Raw genomic sequence first — 17,996 nt, forward strand, 5'->3', positions numbered from 1 at the left:
AACCGGATCTACGGTCTGACCAAGGGCCAGTACTCCCCGACCTCCGAGGTCGGCAAGATCACCAAGTCGACGCCGATGGGCTCGCTGGACGCGCCCTTCAACCCCGTGTCGCTGGCGATCGGCGCGGAGGCGTCGTTCGTGGCGCGGACGGTCGACTCCGACCGCAAGCACCTGACGGAGGTGCTGCGCCAGGCCTCCGCCCACCAGGGCACGGCCCTGATCGAGATCTACCAGAACTGCAACATCTTCAACGACGGCGCCTTCGACGCCCTGAAGGACAAGCAGCAGGCCGAGGAGGCCGTGATCCGGCTGGAGCACGGCAAGCCGATCCGCTTCGGCAGCGACCTGGCCAAGGGTGTCGTACGGGACCAGGTGACCGGTGATCTGAAGGTGGTGGCGGTGACGCCGGACAACGAGGACCAGGTGCTCGTCCACGACGCGCACGCCGAGTCCCCGACCACGGCGTTCGCGCTGTCCCGCCTCGCCGACCCGGACACCCTGCACCACACCCCGATCGGTGTGCTGCGCTCCGTCGACCGGCCCGTCTACGACACACAGATGGCCGACCAGCTGGACAACGCGATCGAGCAGCACGGCAAGGGCGACCTGGCCGCGCTGCTGGCGGGCGGCGACACCTGGACGGTCGTCGGCTGAGCACGACCCGCCGTACGGCTACGAGGCCCGGGACTGCTGGGAAGCGGCCCGGGCCTCGTCGTACGCCCGGCGGGCCTTCTCCACGTCGTCCATGCGCCGGTCCGTCCACTGCGAGAGCGCCCGCACCTGCTCGGCGGCCTCGCGGCCCAGGTCGGTGAGGGAGTAGTCGACGCGGGGCGGGATCACGGGCTTGGCGTCGCGGTGGACGAGGCCGTCGCGCTCCAGGGTCTGGAGCGTCTGCGTGAGCATCTTCTCGCTGACGCCCCGGCCTCCGTAACCACTGATCGCCCGGCGCAGCTCGCTGAACCGGTACGGGCGGTCCAGAAGCTCGATCAGCACGAGCACGCCCCAGCGGCTGGTGACGTGCTCCAGCACCAGCCGGTTCGGGCACAGGGCCTCAGCCTCGCCATTACTTACTGCCATGCCAGTACCTTACTTCAAAGTGGGTACTATCCAAAAGTTAGCGCTCCTCTTAGGGTTAGTGCCATCGCACCCCACAAGGAGAGCCATCACCATGAGCATCGTCGTCACCGGAGCCACCGGAAACCTCGGCCGTCACGTCGTGGAGCAGCTGCTGGAGAAGGTCCCCGCCGAGCAGATCACCGCGGTCGTCCGCAACGCGGAGAAGGCCGCCGACTTCGCGGAGCGCGGTGTGAAGATCGCGCTGGCCGACTACAACGCGCCCGCGTCCTTCGACGGCCTCTTCTCCGCCGGCGACAAGGTGCTGCTGGTCTCAGGCAACGAGTTCGACAAGGGCCGTGTGCAGCAGCACAAGGTCGTCATCGACGCCGCCAAGGCGGCCGGTGTGGCCCTGCTCGCCTACACCAGCGCCCCGGGCACGCTGACCGCCGCGCTCGCCGACGACCACCGTGGCACCGAGGAGCTGCTGCTGGACTCCGGCGTGCCCTACGCCCTGCTGCGCAACGGCTGGTACCACGAGAACTACACCGAGAACCTCGCCCCGGTGCTGGAGCACAACGCGGTCGTGGCCGCCGCCGGTGAGGGCAAGGTCTCCTCCGCCGCCCGCGCCGACTACGCCGCTGCCGCCGTCGCCGTGCTGACCGGCGAGGGGCACGAGAACAAGACGTACGAGCTGGGTGGCGACACCGCGTGGAGCTTCGCCGAGTACGCGGCCGAGCTGAGCCGCCGGACCGGCAAGGAGATCACCTACAACCCGGTCTCGACCGACGTGCTCACCGGGATCCTGACCGGCGCCGGCCTGCCCGAGCCGCTGGCGCAGACGCTCGCGGGCGTGGACGCCTCCATCGAGAAGGGTGAGCTGGTCGTCTCCACCGGCGATCTGTCCCGGCTGACCGGCCGTCCGACCACCCCGTTCGCCGACGCCATCGCCGCGGCGCTCAAGGGCTGAACTCCCCCGGCGGACACGCCCTTGAGCCGCCCCACCCCCGACTGTCATGACCGTATACCGATACGGGCATGACAGCCGGGGGCGCTCGGCGTTACCGTCGTGAACGCGGAACACACGTACGGAGGAGGGGCCCGTGAGCGGCAAGCCGAGGGGTGAGCGGCACATAGGACTGCTGAACGGCTTCGCGGCCTACGGGATGTGGGGCCTCGTCCCGCTGTTCTGGCCCCTGCTGAAACCCTCCGGGGCGCTGGAGATCCTGGCCCACCGGATGGTGTGGTCGCTGGTCTTCGTGGGAGCCGCCCTGCTCGTGCTGCGCCGCTGGGCCTGGGCCGGAGAGCTGCTGCGCCAGCCGCGCAGGCTGGGCCTCGTCGCGGTCGCCGCGACCTTCATCACCCTCAACTGGGGCCTGTACATCTGGTCCGTGAACTCCGGGCACGTCGTCGAGGCCTCGCTCGGGTACTTCATCAACCCGCTGGTCACCATCGCGATGGGTGTGCTGCTGCTGAAGGAGCGGCTGCGGCCGGTGCAGTGGCTGGCGGTCGGGACCGGCGGCGCGGCGGTCGTCGTACTGACCGTCGGCTACGGCCGGCCCCCGTGGATCTCCCTCGGCCTCGCCTTCTCCTTCGCCACGTACGGGCTGGTGAAGAAGAAGCTGAACCTCGGCGGCGTGGAGTCGCTGGCCGCCGAGACCGTGGTCCAGTTCCTGCCCGCGCTCGGCTTCCTGGTGTGGCTGACCGCGCGGGGCGACTCCACGTTCACCACCGAGGGCGCGGGGCACGCGGCGCTGCTCGCCTCGGCCGGGATCGTCACCGCGCTGCCCCTGGTCTGCTTCGGCGCGGCCGCCATCCGCGTGCCCCTGTCCACGATCGGCCTGTTGCAGTACCTGACGCCGGTCTTCCAGTTCCTGCTCGGCGTCTTCTACTTCGGCGAGGCGATGCCGCCGGAGCGCTGGGCCGGGTTCGCGCTGGTGTGGCTGGCACTGACACTGCTCACCTGGGACGCCCTGCGCACCGCCCGCCGGGCCTCCCGCGCGCTCACCAGCGAGATCAGCGCGCCCAGCACCACCAGGACCAACGGCACGATCAGCGCCACCCGGAACGCCGACAGCGTGGCCTCGGGGCCGGACCCGGTGGACGCCAGGCCGTAGACCGCGGTTACCGCCGAGATGCCGATCGCGGAGCCGAACTGCGTCGCCGTGGTCAGCAGCCCGCCCGCCAGGCCCTGCTCCGACTCGTCGACCCCGTCCGTCGCGGCGATCGTCAGCGGCCCGTAGGCCAGGGCGAACGCGAGGCCGGACAGCAGCAGCGTCGGGAACATCATCGCGTAGGACCAGTCCATGCCCACCGGCAGGAACAGGGCGTAGGCGGCCACCGCCAGGAGGAATCCGCCGAGGATCACCCGGGCGTTGCCGAAGCGGGCGACCAGTCTCGGGGTGAGCGTCGGTGCGAGGACCGCGTCGATGCCCATGACGATCAGGGCGACGGCGGTCTGGAAGGACGACCAGCCGCGCAGTTCCTGGAGGTAGAGCGTGACGACGAACTGGAAGCCGAAGAAGGCGCCGAGGAAGAGCAACGCCCCCAGGTCGGCGCGCACGACCGGGCCGTGGCGCAGGATCCCGAGGCGGACGAGCGGGTCCGGGCAGCGACGTTCGAGCGCGACGAAGGCACCGGCCACGAGCAGAGCCGCGAGCCCCGAGACCACGGTGAGCGGCCAGTCGTGCAGGCCGTGTTCCAGGCGTACGACGGTGTAGGCGGCCAGCAGCATGGCGCCGGCGGCGGTGATCGCGCCGGGCAGGTCGAAGGTGCGCCCCCGCGCGGGTGGGGCGTCCTGCCGGGGTACCAGGCGCACGGCCGCGACGAGCAGGGCGGCGGTCAGCAGTACGGGCGCGAAGAACACCCAGCGCCAGCCGAGCTCGGTGAGCAGGCCGCCGATGACCAGGCCGAGGGAGAAGCCGGCCGCGCCGGTCCCCGCGAAGACCAGCAGGGCCTTGTTGCGCTTCGGCCCCTCCTCGTAGGACGTGGTGATCAGGGAGAGCGCGGCCGGGGTCATGAACGCGGCGGCGACGCCGGTGACGAACCGGGCGACGACCAGCATCCAGCCGTCCGTCGCGAGGCCGCCGAGTCCGGAGAAGGCGAGGAAGACGGTCAGCCAGAGCAGGAACATCCGCCGTCGGCCGAGCAGGTCGGCTGCCCGGCCGCCGAGGAGGGTGAAGCCGGCGTACCCGAGCACGTAGGCGCTCAGCACCCAGGCCGCCGTACCGGTGGCAAGGCCCAGATCGGAGCGGATGGCCGGGATCGCCACCGCCATCATCGCGACGTCGGCGCCCTCAAGGAAGATCGTCCCGCACAGGACGAGCAGCAACGCCCAGGCACGCGTGCCCATGAGTCAACACTCCTCTGGTCAAGGTCGGTTACGCAAGCGAGGGTCGGTTCCCTCTTGTAACCACGACCACCCTGCGGCAGCATCGACAGACATGGAAGTAGGCACTTCGAAGTCACCGAGTAACTGCGAGAGCACCATGGATTACGGCGACGCCGATCCCTTCCAGTGGGACACCCGCGAGGACTGCCAGGTCCGGCAGATCCTCGACCGGATCGCCGACAAGTGGTCGCTGCTCGTCATCGCGCTGCTGGACAACCGGCGGCTGCGCTTCACCGAACTGCGCCGGGAGATCGACGGGGTCAGCCAGCGGATGCTGACGGTGACCCTGCGGTCGCTGGAGCGGGACGGCCTGGTGAAGCGGACGGTGCACCCGGTGGTGCCGCCGCGGGTCGAGTACGAACTGACCTCCCTCGGCAGGACGCTGCACACCACCATCCAGTCCCTGGTCACCTGGACGGAGCGGCACCAGGACGAGATCGCGGCGGCCCGCAGCGCGTACGACGCCCGCGAGGCGAAGGCTCGGGGCGAGGAGGCTACGGCGTCCTAGCGGGCCCTGGCAGGCACGGGGTCCTGGCGGGCCCTGGGGGGCACGGCGTCCTGGCCGGCCCCGGAGGTCACGGCGTCCTGGCCGGCCCCGGAGGTCACGGCGTCCTGGCCGGCCCCGGACGTCACGGCGTCCTGGCCGGCCCCGGACGTCATGGCGTCCTGGCCGGCCCCGGACGTCATGGCGTCCTGGCGGACCGCGCGGGCTACGGCGTCCCAGGAGCCCGGCGCGACCGGTGTGCCCGGGCCTTCTCGCGGTTGCCGCAGTGCTCCATCGCGCACCAGCGGCGGCGGCCCGGGCGGGAGGTGTCGACGAAGAGCAGGTAGCAGTTGTGGGCGCCGCACTCGCGGACGCGGTGTGCGTAGGGGCCGGTGAACAGGTCGATCGCGTCCCGGGCGATCGTGGAGAGCAGGTGGGATCCGGTGGCGCCCGGGGCCCAGGCGCGCGTGCCGTCCGGCTCGATGCGGGCGACGAGCGGGGGCCCGGCCGCGGCGCTGTTGACGACGTCCAGGTGGGCGGCTCGCAGCGGGCGGCCGTGGGCGCGGTCGGCGGCGAGGGGGAACACGGCGTCGCGCAGCGTGCGGACGCGCTCCAGCTCGTCCTCCGTGACGGTGATGTCCAGGCCGTCCGGGAGGCGGCTGCGCGCGGTCCAGGCGACGAGGTCGGCGGGCTCGTGCAGCACCTCGTAGCGCGCGAACTGACCGGGGCCGCCCGCCGTCAGCAGCTCCAGGCACAGGGCGCCGGGATCGAAGCGGTAGGCCTTCCCCTGGTGCGAGACCAGTGTCAGGCCGGGTGTCCGGTCCGGCGTTTCCCCTGCGCGCCCACTCATGTAACCAGTATAACTGGTTACATGACTCAGACCCCGGCATCACCCGCCCCCCTGCACTGGAAGATCGCCATCGACGCGAACGACCCGCACGCGCAGGCCGACTTCTGGGCCGCCGCCCTCCGGTACGAGGTCGAGGACAACAGCGCCCTCATCGAGAAGCTGCTCGGCTTCGGCGCCCTGCCCGAAGAGGCCACGGTCGAGTTCCACGGCCGCCGCGCCTTCCGGGACCTGATCGCCGTGCGGCACCCCGAGGACCCGTTCGAGGAGGAGAGCGGGACCGGGCTGGGGCGGCGGCTGCTGTTCCAGCGGGTGCCGGAGGCCAAGACGGTCAAGAACCGGCTCCACCTCGATCTGCACCCGGGCGAGGGGCGGCGCGAGGAGGAGGTCGCACGACTGGAGGGACTCGGTGCGCGTGCGCTGCGGCGGGTGGCCGAGCAGGGGGGCGAGTGGGTCGTGATGGCGGACCCGGAGGGGAACGAGTTCTGCGTGCAGTGACCTTCCCGTGAGCACCGGCGGCCCGGTCCACCTCAACGCCGTGGCCAGATACGTCCCTTGACGGAGAGTCAGTACCAGCTTCACCATCCAGGCACCCCATTCACCGTGGGCTGCCTGTGGCCACCCCACGGGCTTCCCGAAGGAAGTCGGAGCCCCCACATGAAGCTCTCCGTTTCCGCGCGTGCCGTGGCGGCCGGTGCCGTGGCCACCGCCATGCTCCTGACCGGCGGGGCCGTGGCGGACGCCGCGTCCGCTCCCCCGAGACCGGCCGCCGCGCCCGACATACCCCTGGCGGGCGTCAAGGCCCACCTGTCCCAGCTCCAGTCCATCGCCACCGCCAACGGCGGCAACCGCGCGCACGGCCGCCCCGGCTACAAGGCCTCCCTCGACCACATCAGGGCCAAGCTGGACGCGGCCGGATACACCACCGCGATCCAGCAGTTCACCGCCTCCGGCCGCACCGGCTACAACCTGATCGCCGACTGGCCCGGCGGCGACGCGAACCAGGTCGTGATGGCCGGCTCGCACCTCGACAGCGTCTCCGGCGGACCCGGCATCAACGACAACGGCTCCGGCTCGGCCGCCGTCCTGGAGACCGCGCTCGCCGTGTCCCGGGCGCAGTACAAGCCCGCCAAGCACCTGCGCTTCGCCTGGTGGGGCGCGGAGGAAGTCGGCCTGGTCGGCTCCCGCCACTACGTCAGCCGGCTGGCCACCGGGGACCGTTCGAGGATCAGCGCCTACCTGAACTTCGACATGATCGGCTCCCCGAACCCCGGCTACTTCGTCTACGACGACGACCCGGCGATCGAGAAGACCTTCAAGGAGTACTTCGCCGGCCTCGGGGTACCGACCGAGATCGAGACCGAGGGCGACGGCCGCTCCGACCACGCGCCCTTCAAGAGCGCGGGTGTGCCGGTGGGCGGCCTGTTCACCGGGGCGAGCCGGGCGAAGACGGCGGCGCAGGCGGCCAAGTGGGGCGGTACGGCCGGGCGGGCCTTCGACCGCTGCTACCACTCCTCCTGCGACACCACCGCCAACATCGACGACACCGCCCTCGACCGCAACAGCGACGCCGTGGCGCACGCGGTGTGGGAGCTGTCGCGGTAACGGCGCCTACTGGTTGCGGGCGCGTTCGGTCAGGCGGCCCATGCGGGCGCGGGCCGACTCCAGTTGCTCGATCTCCTCGGCGGCGGGGCCTTCCTCGGCGGCGAGTTCGGTCCACAGCCCGATCAGGTCCCGGCCCAGCTCCAGTCCCACCGCCGGGTCACGCACCGCGCGCCAGGCGGTGGCCGCGCTCTGCACGTTGCCGTAGGCGGCCTCCGCGTCGCCCGTGCGGCGGTGGGCACCGGCCAGGTCGAGGGACAGCCGGAAGGCACGGAGCGGGTCGCCCGCCAAGTAGGCGATGTACGCGGTGAGTTCGCGCAGCCGGAGCACCTCGGGGTGCTCCGGCCCGAGCGTCCCCGACGCGTCCGCGACGGTCTGGTCCGCCAGCCCGGCCGCCGCATCGATCCGGCCCTCCTTGACGGCCTCGTTGATCCGCGCGACCGGCTCCGCGAGGAGGGCGGGAGCGCCCGGGGCGCCGATGGGTTCGTCGCCGAGCATGGCCTCCGCGACGGCGTCGAAGCCCCGGACGGGAGTCGGCTTGGCGTCGGCTTCGGCCGCGAGCAGCTCCGCTTCGGACATCGGCAGGGGTTCCCGTGTGCGGTTCGGACCCGGGCCGGTTCCGGGGACGGGGAGCGGCCTGACGTCCATGAGCGGAGGCGGCCCGAACTCGCCGGTCGGGGGTGCGACGGTGCCGGGGGGCGCGGCCGGGCTCGGAGGTGTGTCCTCCGGCTCGGGGTGCGGCGCCTCCGGTACGGCTCGCGACTCGAACGCCGGTGGGGGCTGATCGGCCGGCTGCGGCTCGGGGACCGCCCGCAGCGGGAACGTCGGGGCCGTGCCACGGCCGGGCTCCGGTACGGGGCGCAGGACGTGCGTGGCCCTGTCGTCCTGTGGGTCCTGTCGCTCCGGCGCGGGCGGCGGCGGGGCGGGCGGCTGCGTCGCGGCACCCGCCGCGGGCGTTTCCGCGGCGACGGCGCCCTCCGGCGGGGCGGTGCGGACCGGCTCGGCGGTGAAGCGGCTGGAGCCGTCCGGGTCGACCTGGAGCGGCACGACGTAGCCGATGCGCTCGTCGTGGACCGTGGCGAGGACGGGGTGGCCGGTGGCCTGGGCGATGTGGTGAAGGCGGTTCAGGACGGCCTGCTGGATCTCCTCGCCGGGGGCCGCGAAGACGGGGACACCGCCGACCGACGCACCGTCGGAGACGGCCCCCGCGCCGGCTCCCACCGGGTCCGTTCCGGCCCCGGGGACACGGACGTCGATCGGCGCCGCCGGGGTCGCCGCGTGTGCGGCCTGCTTCTGTTCCCGCTTCTTCTCGCGGCTGAGTCGAGCCATCGTCCCCTCATTCGGCGTCGTACACCTAGTGTCGAGTGTGTCCGCTCGCTCCGGTTTCTCACGTCACCGCGGTGTCACAGGCTCGTCCCAAGGGTTCCTGGGCCCGGCATGGATCGTTCCGGATGGCATGAGGATCGAGAGTACGAGGGAGGAGAGGGGCATGCAGACAGGCATGCGACAGGGGCCGGAGATCTGGATCCGCGGCCCGGTGACCAGCCAGGAGCCAGGGGCGCCGGGGCCCGCTCGCGCCCATGCCGCGGCACGGCGTTTCTCCTGGGTCGGCACACACGGCGGCGCGGGCGTCTCCACCCTCGCCGCGGTCTACGGCGGTCATGACAGCGGCCGCGCCTGGCCCGGGCCGGGCGACCCGGCGTCGGTGCTGCTGGTCTCGCGGACGCACGCGGCCGGGCTGGACACGGTCGCCGGGGCGGTGGAGATCTTCCGGCGGGGTCAGGCCCCGCCCGGGCTGGACCTCGACGCCGTCGTCCTCGTGGCGGACGCTCCGGGCCGGCTGCCGCGTCCGCTCGCCCAGCGGGTCAGGTCCCTGGAGTCGGTCATCGACGTGTACCGCGTGCCGTGGGTGGCGGCCTGGCGGCTGGGCGAGCTGGGGCATCCGCCGCGTGAGACCTCGGCCCTGGTCCGGCTGACGGGAGCGGCGCGCTGACCCCGGTGCCCCTGCCGGCCGGGGAGATCGCGGCGGGCGTACGGGCCCGGGAGCTGCGCGCGGTCGACGTGGTCGCCGCGGCGCTGGAGCGGATCGAGCGGGCCGATCCGGAGCTGTGCGCGTTCGTCGAGGTGTGGCACGAGGAGGCGCTGCGGCGGGCGGGCGAGCTGGACGCGCGCCTCGGCCGACGGGCCGGGAATGTCCCCCGAAAGGAGGACGCGCTGCCGCTCGCCGGGGTGCCGATCGCCGTGAAGGGGCGGCACGGGCTGCGTGCGGCGGAGCCGCTGCTCGCGGCCGGTTGTGTCGCCGTGGGCGCGACCTCCGTGCCCGGGCCGGGAACGCCCTGGCAGACCTGGGGGCTCGGCGCTCGTGGCCGGACGGTCAATCCGTGGCGGGCGGACCGTACGCCGGGCGGCTCGTCGGCCGGGGCCGCGGTGGCGGTGGCGGCCGGGCTGGTGCCGCTGGCGACGGGCAGCGACGGGGCCGGTTCGGTGCGGATCCCGGCGGCGTGGTGCGGGGTCACCGGCCTCAAGACCACGGCCGGACGGCTGCCCTCCGGCGACCGTACGGGGCTCGCCGTGCAAGGCGTGCTCGCCCGCTCGGCGTCGGACGCGGCGAGCTGGTGGCGGGTGGTGTCACAGGAGCCGGTGCCGGCCGGCACGCCTCTGCCCGTCACCGCCGCCTGGTCGTCCGACCTGGGCTTCGCCGGGCCCGACCCGGAGCCCGTCGCCCTCGCCCGGGCGGCGGTCGAACGGCTCGCGGCGGCGGGTGTCGTACGGCTCGTACGGCCGCGGGCGCCGCTGCGGCTGATGGATCCCGGGCCCGCCTGGCTCGCCCTGCGCACGCGCGGTGCCGATCCGGGCGAAGCCCACCGCGTCCGGGCGGAGAACGACCGGCGCCTGGCCGGACTGTTCGCCGACGCGGAGCTGCTGCTGACGCCGACCACGCCCACCGCACCGCACGGGCACGACGGCCCGGGCGATCGCTACTCCACCTCTCTCACCTGGGCGTTCAACCTCAGCGGGCATCCGGCGCTGAGCGTCCCGGCGGGCTTCGGCGGCGACGGCTGCCCGGCGGGACTGCACCTCGTGGCGCCGCACGGCCGGGAGGCGCTGCTGCTGGCCGTGGCGCGGGAGGCGGAGGTGCGTACCGGGAGCTGACGGGCGGCCTTCGCAGGCGACGGGTGACCCTGGCGGATTTGGATGCACGCGCATATGATGCATGCGCGTGCAATTGATGTGCGCCTACCTTCTGAGGGGATACCCATGACCCGTCGCTTCCTCTTCGTCCTGGGCAGCGCCCGTGCCGACGGCAACACCGAGCTGCTCGCCCGCCGGGCCGCCGAGCAGTTGCCCCCGGACGTCGAACAGCAGTGGATCGACCTCGCCGAGCATCCGGTGCCCGACTTCGAGGACCTGCGGCACGACAGCGACCACGTCCGCCCGACCGAGGGCAACCTGGCGCTGCTGCTCGACGCCACCCTCGCGGCGACGGACATCGTGATCGCCTCGCCCCTGTACTGGTACTCGCTCTCCGCACAGACCAAGCGCTACCTGGACTACTGGTCGGGCTGGCTGCGCACCCCCGGCCTCGACTTCAAGGCGACCCTGGCCGACCGCACCCTGTGGGGCGTCACCGCGCTCGCGCACAGCCAGCCGGAGGTGGCCGACCCGCTGGTCGGGACGCTCAACAACTCGGCCGCGTACATGGGGATGCGGTTCGGCGGGGTGCTGCTCGGCAACGGCAGCAAGCCGGGTGACGTGCTGAACGACACCGAGGCACTCGCCCGCGCGAAGACGTTCTTCGCGCAGGAGGCGCCACCGGCCCGGTTCGTGTACGAGGACTGAGCGCTACGCGGTGATGTCCTTCGTCGTGAAGCGCGCCCAGGCCGCCGAGCCGAACACCACCGCGTACAGGGCCTGGAGGCCGAGGTTCTTCATCAGGTCGTCCCAGTACACGGGCTCGCGCATGAGGTCGGCGAAGGACAGCCAGTAGTGCGAGAAGAAGTACGGCTGGAGGGCGTGCAGTTGCGGGATCTGGTCGAGGATCTGGACCGTGATCAGCAGGCCGACGGTGGTCGCCATCGCCGCGATGCCGCTGCCCGTGAGCGTCGAGACGAACAGTCCGAGCGCGGCGACGCCGATCAGTGACGCGGCGACGGCCAGGGCGATCAGCAGGGCTCTGCCCAGGCCCTCGGCGAAGCTGATCTGCGTGCCGGAGATGGTCGTCAGGTCGCCGAGCGGGAACAGCAGCGCGCCGACCGTCAGCGCCGAGACGGCCACGACGAGGGTGGCGGCCAGGCAGAAGATGACGACGGTCGCGTACTTGGTGAGCAGCAGACGGCTCCGGCCGGCCGGGGCGACCAGCAGGTAGCGCAGCGTGCCGGCGTTCGACTCGCCGGCGATCGCGTCGCCCGCGACGACACCGATCGCCATCGGCAGGAAGAACGGGAGGGTCGCGGCCAGCGCGGTGAAGACCAGGAACAGGCCGTTGTTGGTGATCTGCGAGATGAAGGCCGGTCCTCCGCCGCCGCCACCGCCGGGCGACGAACCGTCGCTCGTCTCCATCTTGACGGCGATGCCGACCAGGACGGGAACGGCCGCCAGCACGGCGAGCAGCGCGAGGGTGCGCCAGCGCCGGAAGGTGGTGGTGAGCTCGCTGCGCAGCAGCCCGAAGGTCCACAGCGGGCTCACCGGCCGTACGCTCTCCACGACTTCAGCCCGCGACATCGAAGCCCTCCCCGGTCAGCGCCACGAACGCGTCCTCCAGCGAGGCGCGTTCGACCGTGAAGCCGCGCACGCGCACACCGGCCGTCACCAGCGCGCTGTTCACGTCGGCGAGGTCGCTCTCCGGTGGTTCGCCGGTCACCCGGTCGTCCGTGACGACGACGTCGCCGACGCCCTGCTCCTTCAGCACCCGGGCCGCCTCCGCCGGATCCGGCGTGGTCACCACCAGCCGGCCGCGCGCCCCGGCGGACAGCTCGGCGACCGGGCCCTGGGTGATCAGGCGGCCCTGCGTCATCACGGCCGCGTGCGTGCAGACCTGCTCGATCTCGTCGAGCAGGTGGGAGGAGAGGAAGACGGTCGTGCCGTCCGAGGCCAGCTCCCGTATCAGGGTGCGGATCTCGCGCATGCCCTGCGGGTCGAGGCCGTTGGTCGGCTCGTCGAGCACGAGCAGCCGGCGCGGCTGGAGCAGCGCGGCCGCGAGGCCCAGGCGCTGTTTCATGCCCAGCGAGTAGGCCTTGGCCTTCTTGCCCGCGGCGGCCGTCAGGCCCACCCGGTCCAGCGCGGCGGCGACCCGGGCCTTGCGGGTGCGCGGATCGGCGGCCGGGTCGGCGGAGTCGTACCGGATCAGGTTGTCGCGGCCGGAGAGGAAGCCGTACAGGGCCGGGCCCTCGATGAGGGCGCCGACGTGCGGCAGCACTGCGCGGGTGGACCGGGGCATGGGCCGCCCGAGCACCCGTGCCGTGCCGGCGGTGGGATCGATGAGGCCCATCAGCATGCGGATGGTGGTGGTCTTGCCGGAGCCGTTGGGGCCGAGGAAGCCGAAGACGCTGCCCGCCGGGACGGTCAGGTCGAGGCCGTCGACGGCGAGCTGTCCGCCGCGGTAGCGCTTGGTGAGCGAGCGGGTGGCGATGACCGGTTCCCCGGCCTCGGCCCGCACCTCGCGGTGCTCCGGCTCCGCGGCGGACAGTTCGCCCATCGGCTTCCTCGTTCTCTTGAGAGGACTTACTTCCCGGCGTCGGCCGCCTTCACGAGCGCGTCCTTGGTGACGGCGCCCACGTAGACCTTGCCGTCGTCGGTGATCAGGGCGTTGATCAGGCGGGTCGAGAAGACCGTGCCCGAGCCGAACTTGCCGGTGACCTTGTCGCCGAGCGAGTCGATGAAGCCGCCGAACTCGCCGCCGGCCTTGCCCGAGGGCACGCCCTCGCCGCCGGTGTCGAAGGTGGCTATGGAGCTCCAGCCCTCGCCGATGGTCTTCATGCCGTCGAGGCCCTTGCCGAGGTCCTCCCCGGCCTTGGGGGCGTGCTCGCGCGGTCCGCCCTTCTCGAAGCCCTTGCCGAAGTCCTTGTCGGAGCCCTTGCCGGCGTCCTTCTCCTCGGTGACCTTCGCGCCCTTGGGCGGGGTGAAGTCGAAGGTGGACGCGGCCGGCTTGGCGAAGCTGACCTGGGTGAAGCCCGCGTCGACGACGGCGGCGCCGCCGCTCGCCGGTGTCAGCGTGAACTTCAGCGGCATGCCGGTCTCGGCGTCCACGGCCACGCTGACCGCGCCGACCGTCGAGCCGGACTGCTTCGGCTTGACGACCAGCTTGTAGGCGTCCCGGCCGGCGACCTGGGCGGTGCCGTCCACGCTCACGGATGTCGTGTCGTCGACGGCCTTCAGGGCCTCCTCGGCGAAGTCCTTCGGCGTGGCCGGCGGCTGCTCCTTCTCGTGCTCCGGGCTCTCGGAGGCGGTGCCGTGGTAGACCTCGTTCGACTTGCTGTCGTAGCCCCAGACGTCCTTGCCGTTGTGGACGAGGCTGTACTCGGCGGCGTTCTCCAGCAGGGACAGCTTCTGCTTGTCCGGGCCGTCGGCCGCGATGCGCAGGGTGTGCGTGCCGGAGGCCAGTTCCGTGAGCTTGGCCGTCGGGTCGGCGGAGGAGCCGCCCTCGCCCTGGCCCGCGGCGCCGGACATCAGGCTGCTCTCCAGGCCGCCGAGGTCCGGCAGGCCGAGGTCCGTGCTGATCTTCACCGTGCCGGACAGCTGCTGGACGTCCGACTTGGCGATCTTCTCGATGAGCTGCTGGGCGGTGATCTTCGGGAGGTCGGGGTCACCGGAGTCGGCGAGTGCGGGGACCAGCCCGATCGTCGCGGCCGCCACCCCCATCACCGTGACCGGGACGACGTACCGCGCGGCTTTGCGCCGCCCGGAGCGCCGCTCGTCGGCCTCCCCGCCGGTCGTGCTGTCGTCGGATGCGTACGGTGCCATGTGTGCCCTACCTCCGTGATCGGCGGCGGCTGTCCGTGTCGTCCACGCACTCGTCCCTGAGCCGCCATTCTCACCCGAACTGGTGAGGAGTGGTGTTTTCCGTGGTGTCCATCTGACCAAATCGGCCAGGGAGATACGTCAGACCCCGGGCTCAACTCCACGTACTGCTGCGGTATGACACGACAGGGCTGCTTCTCCCCCGACCCGTAGGGGTCGTGCAGGGAAGAAGGGCTAGCCGGCCCGGTGCACCACCGCGTCGGACAGCTCCACCAGCGCCGTCTTCGCGGTGCACTCGGGCAGCGGCGCCAGCGCCGAGCGGGCGTCCTGCGCGTAGCGGATCGTGTCCTGGCGGGCCTGTTCCAGCGCCGGGTGGGCGCGCAGCAGGCGCAGGGCCTCGGCGTGCCGGTCGTCGTCGGTGAGGTCGGAGTCCAGCAGCTCGCACAGGGCGACGTCGTCCGCGAGTCCGAGCCGGGCGGCGCGCTCGCGCAGCCGCAGCACCGGCAGCGTGGGGATGCCCTCGCGCAGGTCGGTGCCGGGGGTCTTGCCGGACTCGTGGGAGTCGGAGGCGATGTCCAGGACGTCGTCCGCGAGCTGGAAGGCGACACCGAGCCGCTCGCCGTACTGGGTGAGCACGTCCACGACCGTCTCGTCGGCGCCGGACATCATCGCGCCGAACCGGCACGACACCGCCACCAGGGAACCGGTCTTGCCGCCCAGCACGTCCAGGTAGTGCTCGACGGGGTCGCGGCCGTCCTGAGGGCCGGCCGTCTCCAGGATCTGCCCGGTCACCAGCCGCTCGAACGCCTCGGCCTGTACCCGCACCGCCTCCGGGCCGAGGTCGGCCAGGATGTGCGAGGCGCGGGCGAAGAGGAAGTCGCCGGTGAGGACCGCGACGGAGTTGCCCCAGCGGGCGTTCGCGCTCGCCACCCCGCGGCGCACGGCGGCCTCGTCCATCACGTCGTCGTGGTACAGCGTGGCAAGGTGGGTCAGCTCCACGACGACGGCCGACGGCACGATCCCGGGCGCGTACCGGTCGCCGAACTGGGCGGAGAGCATCACGAGCAGCGGACGGAACCGCTTGCCGCCGGCCCGGACCAGGTGCTGGGCGGCCTCCGTGATGAAGGGCACCTCACTCTTGGTGGCCTCGAGCAAGCCTTCCTCGACAGCCGCCATCCCGGCCTGGACATCGGCTTCCAGAGCCTGGTCCCGCACGCTCAGCCCGAACGGCCCGACGTCGGTCACGAGGGGTCTCCTGTCTGCTGGTGTCTGCCGGTGTGTCTGCTGGTGTGTGCCGGTGATTACGCGGTTTGTCGATAGGTCGCTGCCATCACTCGAGTCAGCGTATCCGGTCACGTTTCGATCACCGCCAGCACCCATGGTTACAGGCCGGGCGGTATCCGATCACGACCGCAATATTTTCGATCAGCTCATAAGAGCAGACATTTATCGACTTACCAGGAAGTACTGGGCTATGTGCGATTTGCCGTATTGAGTAAGCAAATTCCTCTTGGCGTGCATTGCCCCATGGACTTGTGATCAGTGAGTTGAATCACGTTATCCCCTGTGACGCCCCACTCCGGCACCAACCCGTACCTCCTTCCGCCGAACGTCAGTTGAGCCTTGGCTCCCGCAAAGGATCAAGCGGCTCATATCCCCCTGACCAAGGTCGACCGGCGCGACGTGTGACTCAGGTGCTTGTTCCCGACATGTGCTCTCGCATACGTTCCGGGCCTGTCCGGCGGACGCCGAATCCTGCCACCGCCCGGACTCCCCACACGAACCCACTCACTCACGCATGGCAGGAGCGGGGGACCCAGGTAAGTCGCCGGTCCGCACAGCGGAACGGCTCGGGGTGAAGCCGCCCACGGCATACAGCACCGTGGGCGGCCGGGCACCTCCCGGCCCGAACCCGACAGCTCACCTCGCAGGCGTCGGAGAGGAATATCGCCATGCCCCGAGGCAAGCACCGTCGCCCCAGAAACAACCAGCTCACCCGCCGTGCCGTGGCCGTCGGCACCGGCGGAGCGGCACTCACGCTCCCGCTGCTCGGCGCGACGCAGGCCAGCGCCGCCCAGCCGAGCCAGAGCGCACCCGCCGCCGCACAGTCCGTGCCGCAGGCGGCCCAGCCCGCCAAGTCCCTCACCTACACCGTGGCCAAGGGCGACTCGCTCTACCGCATCGCGGACAAGTACGACGTGTCGGGCGGCTGGAAGCAGCTCTACAAGGACAACCGCTCCACCGTCGGCGACGACCCGAAGCTGATCCACCCGGGTCTGAAGCTGAAGGTGAAGACGGCCGAGGCGGGCGCCGCGAAGAAGTCGGCGACCAAGTCCTCCGCCCCCGCCAAGCCCGCCGGTGGCGTCGCGAAGGCCACCCAGGCCTCCGCGAAGACCTACGCCGACAACCTGGACGGCTGGATCCGCGAGGCGCTGGACATCATGGCGCAGAAGGGGATCCCGGGTTCGTACGACGGCATCTACCGCAACGTCATGCGCGAGTCGTCGGGCAACCCCCAGGCCATCAACAACTGGGACTCGAACGCCGCCAAGGGCACCCCGTCCAAGGGTCTGCTCCAGACCATCGACCCGACCTTCCAGGCCTACCACGTGGACGGCACGTCGTGGGACCCGTACGACCCGGTCGCCAACATCACCGCGGCCTGCAACTACGCGGCCGCCCGCTACGGCTCGATCGACAACGTCAACGGCCCGTACTGAGCCGTCCGAGCCGTCCCGCCCAGCAGTCGTTCGAGGACGACGGCGATGCCGTCGTCCTCGTTCGACAGGGTGACCTCGTCGGCCACGGCCTTGAGTTCGGGATGGGCGTTGGCCATCGCCACCCCGTGAGCGGCCCAGTCGAACATCGGGATGTCGTTGGGCATGTCGCCGAAGGCGACGGTGTCCGCCGGCCGCAGCCCCAGGTGCTCGGCCGCCAGCGCCAGACCCGTCGCCTTGGTGACGCCGCACGGCTGGAGCTCGACCGTGCCGGGCCCCGACATCGTCACCGTCGCGAGTGAACCGACCACCGAGCGGGCCGTCGCCGCCAACTCGTCGTCCGTCAGGTACGGGTGGCGCAGCAGCACCTTGCTGATGGGCTCGCCCCACAGCTCGTCGCGCCGGTCGACCCGTACCGCGGGCAGGGTCGGGTGCGGCATGAGATAGCCCGGCTCGATGAGCGTGAGCCCGTCGACCCCGTCCTGGTCGACCGCGGCGTACACCTGCCCCACCTCGGCCTCGATCTTGCCGAGGGCGGTCTCGGCCAGTTCCCGGTCCAGCGTGATGGACCACAGCAGCCGGTCCGCGCCGGCGTCGTACACCTGCGCGCCCTGCCCGCACACCGCGAGCCCCGTACAGCCGAGGTCGTCCAGGAGCGGCCGTACTCTCGGCGCCGGCCGGCCCGTCACCACGAGGTGCTGGGCACCGGCGTCCGCCACCCGCGCGAGCGCGGCGAGGGACCGGTCGGACAGGGTGTCGTCGCCGCGCAGCAGCGTCCCGTCCAGGTCGGTGGCGATGAGTGAATATGCGATGGGTGCGGCCATGATCAGAGAATACGGACAGCGCGCCCCTTCGTTTCATCGCGCGTCGGACGCCGATTGCCCGGTTGAAGGCCTCTGCACCAGTTGCAACAACATGGTCCGCTACCTACCGTCAGGGCCGTCT

General features: G+C 71.8%; 19 protein-coding genes, 1 pseudogene and 1 riboswitch. Of the genes and pseudogenes, 10 read left to right on the forward strand and 10 right to left on the reverse strand.

The genetic code is table 11. The features are described from left to right. Nucleotides 1–654, forward strand: a 654-nt coding sequence (locus ABFX81_RS38090) for a thiamine pyrophosphate-dependent enzyme (protein ID WP_346139370.1), incomplete at its 5' end; no start/stop codon positions are given. Nucleotides 655–672: 18 nt separating this feature from the next. On the opposite strand, the gene ABFX81_RS38095 is transcribed toward ABFX81_RS38090, so the two are convergent. Next, nucleotides 673–1,077 carry a winged helix-turn-helix transcriptional regulator gene (locus tag ABFX81_RS38095; RefSeq protein WP_086847170.1) on the reverse strand — a complete coding sequence of 135 codons (405 nt, stop codon included), beginning with the start codon at nt 1,075–1,077 and terminating at the stop codon, nt 673–675. 91 nt (nt 1,078–1,168) lie between these two features. Between ABFX81_RS38095 and ABFX81_RS38100 the strand changes: the two genes are divergently transcribed. Continuing rightward, complete coding sequence (locus ABFX81_RS38100) at nt 1,169–2,023, forward strand: NAD(P)H-binding protein (protein ID WP_086847172.1); 855 nt, start codon at nt 1,169–1,171, stop codon at nt 2,021–2,023. Between the two features lie 196 nt (nt 2,024–2,219). Then, nucleotides 2,220–2,957: pseudogene (gene rarD, locus ABFX81_RS38105) on the forward strand (EamA family transporter RarD); the annotation flags it as partial. On the opposite strand, the gene ABFX81_RS38110 reads toward rarD, so the two are convergent. Further along, nucleotides 2,942–4,405 (reverse strand): MFS transporter, encoded by a 1,464-nt coding sequence (locus ABFX81_RS38110; protein ID WP_346139371.1) that lies wholly within the window; start codon nt 4,403–4,405, stop codon nt 2,942–2,944. The pseudogene rarD and the gene ABFX81_RS38110 overlap by 16 nt on opposite strands. A 91-nt stretch (nt 4,406–4,496) precedes the next feature. Between ABFX81_RS38110 and ABFX81_RS38115 the strand changes: the two genes are divergently transcribed. Further along, entirely contained in the window at nt 4,497–4,952 is a 456-nt protein-coding gene (locus tag ABFX81_RS38115) for a winged helix-turn-helix transcriptional regulator (protein WP_086847174.1), read from the forward strand. On the opposite strand, the gene ABFX81_RS38120 is transcribed toward ABFX81_RS38115, so the two are convergent. Continuing rightward, nucleotides 4,949–5,131 (reverse strand): hypothetical protein, encoded by a 183-nt coding sequence (locus tag ABFX81_RS38120; protein ID WP_086847176.1) that lies wholly within the window; start codon nt 5,129–5,131, stop codon nt 4,949–4,951. The two genes, ABFX81_RS38115 and ABFX81_RS38120, sit on opposite strands and share 4 nt — an antisense overlap. A gap of 23 nt (nt 5,132–5,154) precedes the next feature. Beyond that, the gene (locus tag ABFX81_RS38125) at nt 5,155–5,778 is read right to left on the reverse strand and encodes an ABATE domain-containing protein (RefSeq protein ID WP_086847178.1); all 624 of its coding nucleotides are present in this window, start codon (nt 5,776–5,778) and stop codon (nt 5,155–5,157) included. A gap of 21 nt (nt 5,779–5,799) precedes the next feature. Between ABFX81_RS38125 and ABFX81_RS38130 the strand changes: the two genes are divergently transcribed. Beyond that, the gene (locus tag ABFX81_RS38130) at nt 5,800–6,273 is read left to right on the forward strand and encodes a VOC family protein (protein WP_086847179.1); all 474 of its coding nucleotides are present in this window, start codon (nt 5,800–5,802) and stop codon (nt 6,271–6,273) included. A gap of 159 nt (nt 6,274–6,432) precedes the next feature. Further along, nucleotides 6,433–7,380, forward strand: a complete 948-nt coding sequence (locus tag ABFX81_RS38135; protein WP_086847181.1) for a M28 family peptidase — start codon at nt 6,433–6,435, stop codon at nt 7,378–7,380. Nucleotides 7,381–7,386: 6 nt separating this feature from the next. Here the strand turns inward: ABFX81_RS38135 and ABFX81_RS38140 are convergent, their stop codons facing one another. Beyond that, nucleotides 7,387–8,706 carry a hypothetical protein gene (locus ABFX81_RS38140; RefSeq protein WP_086847183.1) on the reverse strand — a complete coding sequence of 440 codons (1,320 nt, stop codon included), beginning with the start codon at nt 8,704–8,706 and terminating at the stop codon, nt 7,387–7,389. Nucleotides 8,707–8,866: 160 nt separating this feature from the next. Here ABFX81_RS38140 and ABFX81_RS38145 point away from each other — a divergent pair, with 160 nt between their 5' ends. The 3 genes from ABFX81_RS38145 to ABFX81_RS38155 all read left to right on the forward strand — a co-directional run bounded on the left by ABFX81_RS38145 (nt 8,867) and on the right by ABFX81_RS38155 (nt 11,217). Then, the gene (locus ABFX81_RS38145; protein ID WP_086847185.1) at nt 8,867–9,370 is read left to right on the forward strand and encodes a DUF6668 family protein; all 504 of its coding nucleotides are present in this window, start codon (nt 8,867–8,869) and stop codon (nt 9,368–9,370) included. A gap of 5 nt (nt 9,371–9,375) precedes the next feature. Further along, nucleotides 9,376–10,530 (forward strand): amidase family protein, encoded by a 1,155-nt coding sequence (locus ABFX81_RS38150; protein ID WP_086847187.1) that lies wholly within the window; start codon nt 9,376–9,378, stop codon nt 10,528–10,530. Nucleotides 10,531–10,635: 105 nt separating this feature from the next. Continuing rightward, on the forward strand, nt 10,636–11,217 hold the full coding sequence (locus ABFX81_RS38155; RefSeq protein ID WP_086847188.1) for an NAD(P)H-dependent oxidoreductase: 582 nt from the start codon (nt 10,636–10,638) through the stop codon (nt 11,215–11,217). A 3-nt stretch (nt 11,218–11,220) separates the two neighbouring features. On the opposite strand, the gene ABFX81_RS38160 is transcribed toward ABFX81_RS38155, so the two are convergent. The 4 genes from ABFX81_RS38160 to ABFX81_RS38175 all read right to left on the reverse strand — a co-directional run bounded on the left by ABFX81_RS38160 (nt 11,221) and on the right by ABFX81_RS38175 (nt 15,579). Next, complete coding sequence (locus ABFX81_RS38160; RefSeq protein WP_086847190.1) at nt 11,221–12,099, reverse strand: ABC transporter permease subunit; 879 nt, start codon at nt 12,097–12,099, stop codon at nt 11,221–11,223. Then, entirely contained in the window at nt 12,086–13,072 is a 987-nt protein-coding gene (locus ABFX81_RS38165; RefSeq protein WP_346139372.1) for an ABC transporter ATP-binding protein, read from the reverse strand. Before ABFX81_RS38165 ends, ABFX81_RS38160 begins: the two co-directional genes overlap by 14 nt. A 26-nt stretch (nt 13,073–13,098) precedes the next feature. Further along, nucleotides 13,099–14,337 carry an outer membrane lipoprotein carrier protein LolA gene (locus ABFX81_RS38170; protein WP_086847191.1) on the reverse strand — a complete coding sequence of 413 codons (1,239 nt, stop codon included), beginning with the start codon at nt 14,335–14,337 and terminating at the stop codon, nt 13,099–13,101. Between the two features lie 231 nt (nt 14,338–14,568). Continuing rightward, nucleotides 14,569–15,579 (reverse strand): polyprenyl synthetase family protein, encoded by a 1,011-nt coding sequence (locus ABFX81_RS38175; protein ID WP_086847193.1) that lies wholly within the window; start codon nt 15,577–15,579, stop codon nt 14,569–14,571. 530 nt (nt 15,580–16,109) lie between these two features. Next, a riboswitch (cyclic di-AMP (ydaO/yuaA leader) is annotated at nt 16,110–16,283 on the forward strand. Between the two features lie 3 nt (nt 16,284–16,286). Between ABFX81_RS38175 and ABFX81_RS38180 the strand changes: the two genes are divergently transcribed. Beyond that, a complete protein-coding gene (locus tag ABFX81_RS38180; protein ID WP_086847195.1) occupies nt 16,287–17,054 on the forward strand; it encodes a LysM peptidoglycan-binding domain-containing protein in 768 nt (255 codons plus the stop codon). On the opposite strand, the gene ABFX81_RS38185 is transcribed toward ABFX81_RS38180, so the two are convergent. Beyond that, nucleotides 17,018–17,875: a Cof-type HAD-IIB family hydrolase gene (locus tag ABFX81_RS38185; RefSeq protein ID WP_086847197.1), complete on the reverse strand. Its 858-nt coding sequence runs from the start codon at nt 17,873–17,875 to the stop codon at nt 17,018–17,020. The genes ABFX81_RS38180 and ABFX81_RS38185 overlap by 37 nt on opposite strands. Between the last annotated feature and the right edge of the window lie 121 nt (nt 17,876–17,996).

Origin of the sequence: Streptomyces coeruleofuscus (genome assembly GCF_039532725.1) — a bacterium.
Taxonomy (GTDB): Bacteria; Actinomycetota; Actinomycetes; order Streptomycetales; family Streptomycetaceae; genus Streptomyces; species Streptomyces coeruleofuscus.

Coding starts and splice junctions, on each gene's coding strand:
- ABFX81_RS38095 (WP_086847170.1), bottom strand. CDS start 1,077: ATGGCAGTAAGTAATGGCGAGGCTGAGGCCCTGTGCCCGAACCGGCTG.
- ABFX81_RS38100 (WP_086847172.1), top strand. CDS start 1,169: ATGAGCATCGTCGTCACCGGAGCCACCGGAAACCTCGGCCGTCACGTC.
- ABFX81_RS38110 (WP_346139371.1), bottom strand. CDS start 4,405: ATGGGCACGCGTGCCTGGGCGTTGCTGCTCGTCCTGTGCGGGACGATC.
- ABFX81_RS38115 (WP_086847174.1), top strand. CDS start 4,497: ATGGAAGTAGGCACTTCGAAGTCACCGAGTAACTGCGAGAGCACCATG.
- ABFX81_RS38120 (WP_086847176.1), bottom strand. CDS start 5,131: ATGACGTCCGGGGCCGGCCAGGACGCCATGACGTCCGGGGCCGGCCAG.
- ABFX81_RS38125 (WP_086847178.1), bottom strand. CDS start 5,778: ATGAGTGGGCGCGCAGGGGAAACGCCGGACCGGACACCCGGCCTGACA.
- ABFX81_RS38130 (WP_086847179.1), top strand. CDS start 5,800: ATGACTCAGACCCCGGCATCACCCGCCCCCCTGCACTGGAAGATCGCC.
- ABFX81_RS38135 (WP_086847181.1), top strand. CDS start 6,433: ATGAAGCTCTCCGTTTCCGCGCGTGCCGTGGCGGCCGGTGCCGTGGCC.
- ABFX81_RS38140 (WP_086847183.1), bottom strand. CDS start 8,706: ATGGCTCGACTCAGCCGCGAGAAGAAGCGGGAACAGAAGCAGGCCGCA.
- ABFX81_RS38145 (WP_086847185.1), top strand. CDS start 8,867: ATGCAGACAGGCATGCGACAGGGGCCGGAGATCTGGATCCGCGGCCCG.
- ABFX81_RS38155 (WP_086847188.1), top strand. CDS start 10,636: ATGACCCGTCGCTTCCTCTTCGTCCTGGGCAGCGCCCGTGCCGACGGC.
- ABFX81_RS38160 (WP_086847190.1), bottom strand. CDS start 12,099: ATGTCGCGGGCTGAAGTCGTGGAGAGCGTACGGCCGGTGAGCCCGCTG.
- ABFX81_RS38165 (WP_346139372.1), bottom strand. CDS start 13,072: ATGGGCGAACTGTCCGCCGCGGAGCCGGAGCACCGCGAGGTGCGGGCC.
- ABFX81_RS38170 (WP_086847191.1), bottom strand. CDS start 14,337: ATGGCACCGTACGCATCCGACGACAGCACGACCGGCGGGGAGGCCGAC.
- ABFX81_RS38180 (WP_086847195.1), top strand. CDS start 16,287: ATGCCCCGAGGCAAGCACCGTCGCCCCAGAAACAACCAGCTCACCCGC.
- ABFX81_RS38185 (WP_086847197.1), bottom strand. CDS start 17,875: ATGGCCGCACCCATCGCATATTCACTCATCGCCACCGACCTGGACGGG.